This window comes from Wylensekiella montiformis, from assembly GCF_009697385.1.
GTDB classification, from domain to species: Bacteria; Bacillota; Negativicutes; order Selenomonadales; family Selenomonadaceae; genus Selenomonas_A; species Selenomonas_A montiformis.
The window spans coordinates 20,799-27,139 of record NZ_VUNL01000019.1 but is presented as its reverse complement, the minus strand read 5'-3'; the positions used below and the strand labels follow the sequence as shown (position 1 = coordinate 27,139).

The following is a 6,341-nucleotide window of genomic DNA, read 5'->3' as shown; positions in this document are numbered from 1 at the left end:
TTCTTGGATGGGATTCCCCGAAAGAGAGGCAAAAAGCATTATCCCTTGTATTTCAACCGAAAAAAGCCCCAAAAATCCAAGGCGATATTATGGATTACATCTATGGGAATGCCTCATAATTGATAACCTTTATCGGTCTCACATCATTGACAAACCTACAAAAGGTGGAACAGAGCAGACTTTTTCCGGGAGATAAAAGGGAATAAGAGGGAACATGACGAATTTTATCCAATAACAGAAAAGGGAAAACAGAGCCTGCATCAAAAAAGATGGAGGCAAAGAGGCCAGGACCGTCATGGAGGGCGGTGAAAAGAATTCCGGATAAGGGAAAGATCCGGTTCGATCAAGGGGGAGAGTCCGTATGTATTTTTACTGTGAAACCTGCAAGAAAAAGTATCCGCTGAACAGTCACTCCTATCGCTGCACTTGCGGCGGGATGTTTCGCCTGCACAAGGATCAGAGCGATGAACTGACGCGGGAGATCAGTCTGGGCGAATTTCAGACGCCGCTGCTGCCGATCCGGACAGGCAAGCTGGATTTTCTGCTGAAGCTGGAAAATCTGCTGCCGACGGGTTCTTTTAAAGACCGCGGCGCCTGTACATTGATTAACGAGCTTCATCATCTGGGCATCAAAAAGATCGCGCTGGACTCGGCGGGCAACGCCGGCGCTTCGATCGCGGCTTATGCGGGAGCGGCCGGCATGGACTGCACGGTATATGTGCCGGATGATATTTCCGATGCCAAGGTAGCGCAGATCGAGGATTATGGCGCGAAGATTGTCAAGGTGCCGAACGGCCGGATGAATGCCTGCGCTGTCGTGAAGGAGAATCTCGGGGATGCCTATTATGCGTCGCATGTCTATAATCCGCTGTTCTTTGAGGGCATGAAGAGCATGGCCAGGGAGATGGTGGAGCAGCTTGGCGGCGCGGTGCCGGACTATGTGTTTATGCCGGTCGGCAACGGAACGATGCTGATCGGGCTGTTTCAGGGATTTATGGACATCGGGCGTCTGCCGCACTTTGTCGCGGTGCAGTCGAAGAAATGCGCGCCGCTTTATGAGGCTTATCATGGGCTTCCGCCGGAGCCGAAGCGCACGACGATCGCCTCGGCGATCCGCATCGAGAAGCCGAAGCGCCTGAAGGATATGGTGGAAATCATACGGGCCAGCAGCGGCGACGTGGTCGCGGTGGAGGACGCGGACATTCTGCAGGCCAGAAAGTTTCTCGGTGCGCATGGAATTTACGTCGAAATGACCTCGGCCGCGGCGCTGGCCGGTGCCGAGAAATATTTTCAGGCGGGAAAGCCGGATAATTACAAGGTCGTTCTGCCGATGACGGGAAATGGATTAAAGCGTTGAGGGATTCGCCTGTATGCGAACTCCCGGTCAGGAGTGAGTTCAGGATATGCTGCTTGGAATGATTGACATCGGGTCCAATACGATACGTATGGCCATTTATCTGATCGAGGGAAGCCATATCGAGATGCTGCTGAAAAAGAAGCATATGGTCGGGCTGGCTTCTTATCTGAAAGACAATGTGATGCAGCCGCAGGGAATCGATAAGGCGGTGGAGATCCTGAATGAATTCCGCGGATTTTTGACGACCTTTCAGATCACGCAGGTCACGGCTTTTACGACGGCGGCGCTGCGCAATGCGGCAAACAGCAGGGAGGCCGTGGCGGAGATCGAGCGGCGGACCGGTTTTTCCATCCGGGTCATTACCGGCGACGAGGAGGCGGAGTTCGACTTCATCGGGGCGACGCACAACCTGCAGAATGATTCGGGTCTTTTGATCGACATTGGCGGAGGCAGCACGGAGATCGTATCGTACCGCGGCCGCAGGATATGCTACAAGACGAGCCTGCCCCTTGGCTCGCTGGGGCTTCGCACCCGGTATGTGACGGAGCTTCTGCCTTCCGCTTCGGAGTGTCTGGCCATGCGGTCGGAGGTCGGCCGGCTGATCGGGAATCTGGACGTGCCGGAGAATGCGCCGGAAGCGGCGATCGTCGGGATAGGCGGGACCTTCAAGGGGGCGGCTGCACTTTATAATGCCATGTTCAACCAGCCGGCCTCCAATGTCCGGATGGAAACGCGGCGTTTTCTGACCATGATCGGCGCCCTGCAGCGCGATCAGGGCATGACGCAGGAGCTGGCGATTCTTTTGATGCGCACGGTGCCGGACCGGATCCGCACCATTGTTCCCGGACTGATCCTTGCCGACGAGCTGGCGCGCCGTCTCCATGGCAAGGTGATTACCTACAGTAATTCCGGCGTGCGGGAAGGATATATTTACGATCAGATTCTTGGAAAATAGAGGGAAAGCGCAGGCAAAGTAGCTTTTTTCCCTATTTTATGATAAAATAACTTTGTATGGATTGAAAACCAGGGGCCCGGCTGCTCGTACGGCTGGGCTTTGTTTTTACAAGAAATTCCGGGCGGAAAAACCGCGGGGATTTGTTCCTTGTAAGCAGGCACGTCTTATATCCGCAAGGCGGATAACTGTGCGTGTGATTGGTAAAGAAGCAGGATTTGCGTTTTGAGGTGAGATTGTGGATTTTGGTCAGGGAAAAATTGTCCCGGTCAATCTGGAACATGAGATGAAAAACTGCTACATCGATTATGCGATGAGCGTTATTGTAGCGCGTGCGCTTCCGGATGTCCGCGACGGCCTGAAGCCGGTGCATCGCCGCATCCTTTATGCGATGCAGGAAGCCGGCATGGGCTCCAATAAGCCGTACAAGAAATCGGCCCGTATTGTCGGTGAAGTTCTCGGTAAATATCATCCGCATGGAGACTCTTCGGTTTATGATGCCATCGTGCGCATGGCGCAGGATTTCTCCATGCGCTATATGCTTGCCGACGGTCATGGCAATTTCGGCTCGGTCGACGGCGACCCCGCTGCGGCCATGCGTTATACCGAGGTGCGCATGTCGAAGATTGCCGAGCTTATGCTGCAGGATATTGATAAGGATACGGTCGAGTTCGTTCCGAACTACGATGAGTCGCTGAAAGAGCCGTCGGTGCTTCCGGCGAAGTTCCCGCAGCTGCTCGTCAACGGAACGAGTGGCATCGCGGTCGGCATGGCGACGAATATCCCGCCGCACAATATGAGCGAGGTGATCGACGGCACATTGATGCTCATCGACAACCCGGATGCGACGATCGAGGAACTCATGACGGTCATCAAGGGACCGGATTTCCCGACGGCCGGCCTGATTCTCGGCAAGGAAGGGATACGACAGGCTTATACGACGGGACGCGGCATCATCAAGATGCGCGCCAACGCGCATATCGAGACGATGTCCAACGGCAAGCCGCGCATCATTGTGACGGAGCTGCCGTATCAGGTCAATAAAGCGCGCCTCGTCGAGAAGATCGCCCAGCTCGTCCGCGACAAGCAGATCGAGGGCATTACGGATCTGCGCGATGAATCGGACCGCAACGGCATGCGCGTCGTCGTCGATCTGCGCAAGGATTCCAATCCGAATGTCATTTTGAACCAGCTGTACAAGCATACGCAGCTGCAGGAGAGCTTCGGCGTCATTATGCTGGCGCTCGTCGACGGCAAGCCGCAGGTACTGAATCTCAAGCAGGTTCTTCATTATTACATCAAGCATCAGGAAGACGTCATCACCCGCCGGACGAAATACGAGCTGGCCAAGGCTGAGGCGCGCGCTCATATCCTCGAAGGACTGACCATCGCGCTCGATCATCTCGATGCCGTCATTACGACCATCCGCGAAAGCCGCACGGCCGATATTGCCCGCGAAGCCCTCATGTCGGGCTTTAAGCTCAGCGAAAAGCAGGCTCAGGCGATCCTCGATCTGCGCCTGCAGCGCCTGACCGGACTGGAGCGCGACAAGATTCAGGAGGAATATCAGGAAGTCTTGAAAGCCATCGAGGAATACAAGGCGATTCTGGCCGATGAAATGCGCATCCTCGGCATCATCAAGGATGAGCTTACGCAGGTCAAGGAAAAATACGGCGACGAACGCCGCACGAAGCTCACGATCGATACATCGGAGATCGACGTCGAAGACCTCATCGCCGAAGAAGATGTCGTCATCACGCTCACGCACAATAACTACATCAAGCGCATGCCGCTCGATACCTATCGCCGCCAGAACCGCGGCGGCAAGGGCGTCAAGGGAATGGGAACAAAGGAGACGGATTTCGTCGAGAATATGCTCATCACGACGACCCATCATACCATTCTGTTCTTTACGACGCGCGGAAGAGTCTACCATCTCAAGGCCTATGAGATTGCCGAAGCCAGCCGTCAGGCCAAGGGAACGGCGATCATCAATCTGCTCCAGCTGGATAAGGGCGAGAAGATCACGGCCGTCATTCAGGTCAAGGGCTTTGACCCGGACCGCTATCTCTTCATGGCTACGCGCAAGGGCATTGTCAAGAAAACCAGCCTGTCGGAGTTCAGCAACATGCGCAAAACCGGCCTGAACGCCATCAATCTGGACGATGATGATGATCTCATCGGCGTCAAGTTCACGGACGGCGAAAGCTATCTGATGCTCGGCACAAAAGGCGGCAAGGCTATCGCCTTCTCCGAGGATGATGTCCGCGCCATGGGACGCACGGCGCGCGGCGTCAAGGGGATCAGTCTGGGCATGGGCGACGAGGTTGTCGGCATGGACATTCTCACGCACAACGCGGAGGTACTCACGGTCACCGAGGGCGGCTACGGCAAGCGCACGCCGACTGAGGAATACCGCTCCCAGACCCGCGGCGGCAAGGGACTGATCAATATGAAGGTCACGGATAAGACCGGCTATGTCATCGGCATCAAGGTCGTTCATCCGGATCAGGAGCTTATGCTCATCACGACGGACGGCATCGTGATCCGCACCAATGTCGAGGACATCTCCGTGATCAGCCGCAACACGCAGGGCGTCAAGCTCATGAGCACGGCGGAAAACGATAAGGTCGCTTCCATGGCCACGATGGACCAGAAGAACGATTAATAAGACGATTCCTATAAAAAAGGATCTGTGAAAGCGAGAAATCGCAATCACAGATCCTTTTTTCCGTCTTGGTGAGAAAAATGTTTTCCGTCTTTTGCCGCGAAGCAGAGCATGAGAGCATCTTTGGGCTGCGCGCTTTTTCTGTGGGACGCGGATCAGCAGGTTTCACCGCGCTGGAAGGTCATGGGAAGCGGAGCGAGAGAGGGGAGTTCTTCGTGCCGGATGCGGCGGACGATGGCCTCAGCGGCGCGCCGGCCGAGATCCGCGATGGGCTGGACGACGGCGGTCATGGTCTGCGGGCCGAGACGCGTCAGGTAAGTGCCATCGTACGCAACGATCGAGATGTCCTCGGGGCAGCGGCGTCCGCGGCGGACGGCTTCGCGCAGCGCACTGATCGCACCGAGATCAGCGCCCGATATGGCATCGGCATCGGGATACCGTTCAAAGATTTCGCGGGCGGCATTGGCGAAATCTTTAGGGCGCAGGACATTGGCCGGTATGACGACGGTATCAAGCCGGACGCCGGCTTGCCGGATATGCTGCGCGAAGATGTCTTCGTGCTCATGAGCCGTCGTGTGGGTGGTCGGCGCGCTGGTGATCTGCACGACATGGCGCGGACCGCGCTTTAAGAGGGCCTCGGCAGCCATCTGTCCGCCTTGGCGGTGGTCAGCGCGGACGATCGGGATTTCGTCGCAGAGGTAACGGTCAAAGGCGATGACGGGCAGATGGATATGCTCATAGCTTTCAAGGTGGAGGGCGTGAGCACCGATGATCAGGCCGTCCATCGTGTGGCGGCGCAGCATTTCGAGGAAGGCGAGCTCGGCGTTCTTTTTCTCGCCTGTGGAGCAGATCATCGTCTTGTAGCCGTACTGATACAGGGCGATTTCAATCTCATGCAGCAGCGCAGCGAAGAAGGGGTGTGCGACGTCGGGAATGATCACGCCGATGAGATTTGTGCGGTTGAGCGAGAGGTTGCGCCCCACTTCACTCGGGACGTAGTGAAGCTCACGGACAGCGGCCTCGACCTTTGCCCGCGTGGCAGCTGAAACGTATCCTTTGTGGTTGAGTACGAGGGAAACCGTGCTGGTGCTGACGCCAGCGAGTTTGGCGACATCTTTTATCTTTGCCATAGGGAGTAGTCCTTTCTTTTTGTCCTGCGTTTAGTCTATCACAATTTCACCGTTCTTGCATATCCTCCAGTATTTTCAGATAAATATGAGGACAATGACAAGAAAAATAAATACGATAAAATGATTGACAAACAAATAGAAGGCGAATATAATAAAGATATCGAAGCGGTTCGATACACAGCAAAAGGAAAAAAAGCCGCTTCGATTTTCCAGACGTAGTTATCGAAACGGTTC

4 protein-coding genes are annotated in these 6,341 nt (G+C 55.3%); 3 read left to right on the top strand and 1 reads right to left on the bottom strand.

The annotated features are described in order from the left end of the window. Positions 1-361: 361 nt before the first annotated feature. From FYJ78_RS12405 to gyrA, 3 genes are all read left to right on the top strand, one after another. Complete coding sequence (locus FYJ78_RS12405) at positions 362-1,357, top strand: pyridoxal-phosphate dependent enzyme (protein WP_154621708.1); 996 nt, start codon at positions 362-364, stop codon at positions 1,355-1,357. Between the two features lie 46 nt (positions 1,358-1,403). Further along, the gene (locus FYJ78_RS12400; RefSeq protein WP_154621707.1) at positions 1,404-2,312 is read left to right on the top strand and encodes a Ppx/GppA phosphatase family protein; all 909 of its coding nucleotides are present in this window, start codon (positions 1,404-1,406) and stop codon (positions 2,310-2,312) included. 235 nt (positions 2,313-2,547) lie between these two features. Next, on the top strand, positions 2,548-4,977 hold the full coding sequence (gene gyrA, locus FYJ78_RS12395) for a DNA gyrase subunit A (RefSeq protein ID WP_328597724.1): 2,430 nt from the start codon (positions 2,548-2,550) through the stop codon (positions 4,975-4,977). Positions 4,978-5,132: 155 nt separating this feature from the next. On the opposite strand, the gene FYJ78_RS12390 is transcribed toward gyrA, so the two are convergent. Beyond that, positions 5,133-6,107: a LacI family DNA-binding transcriptional regulator gene (locus FYJ78_RS12390; protein ID WP_154621706.1), complete on the bottom strand. Its 975-nt coding sequence runs from the start codon at positions 6,105-6,107 to the stop codon at positions 5,133-5,135. Positions 6,108-6,341 lie beyond the last annotated feature (234 nt).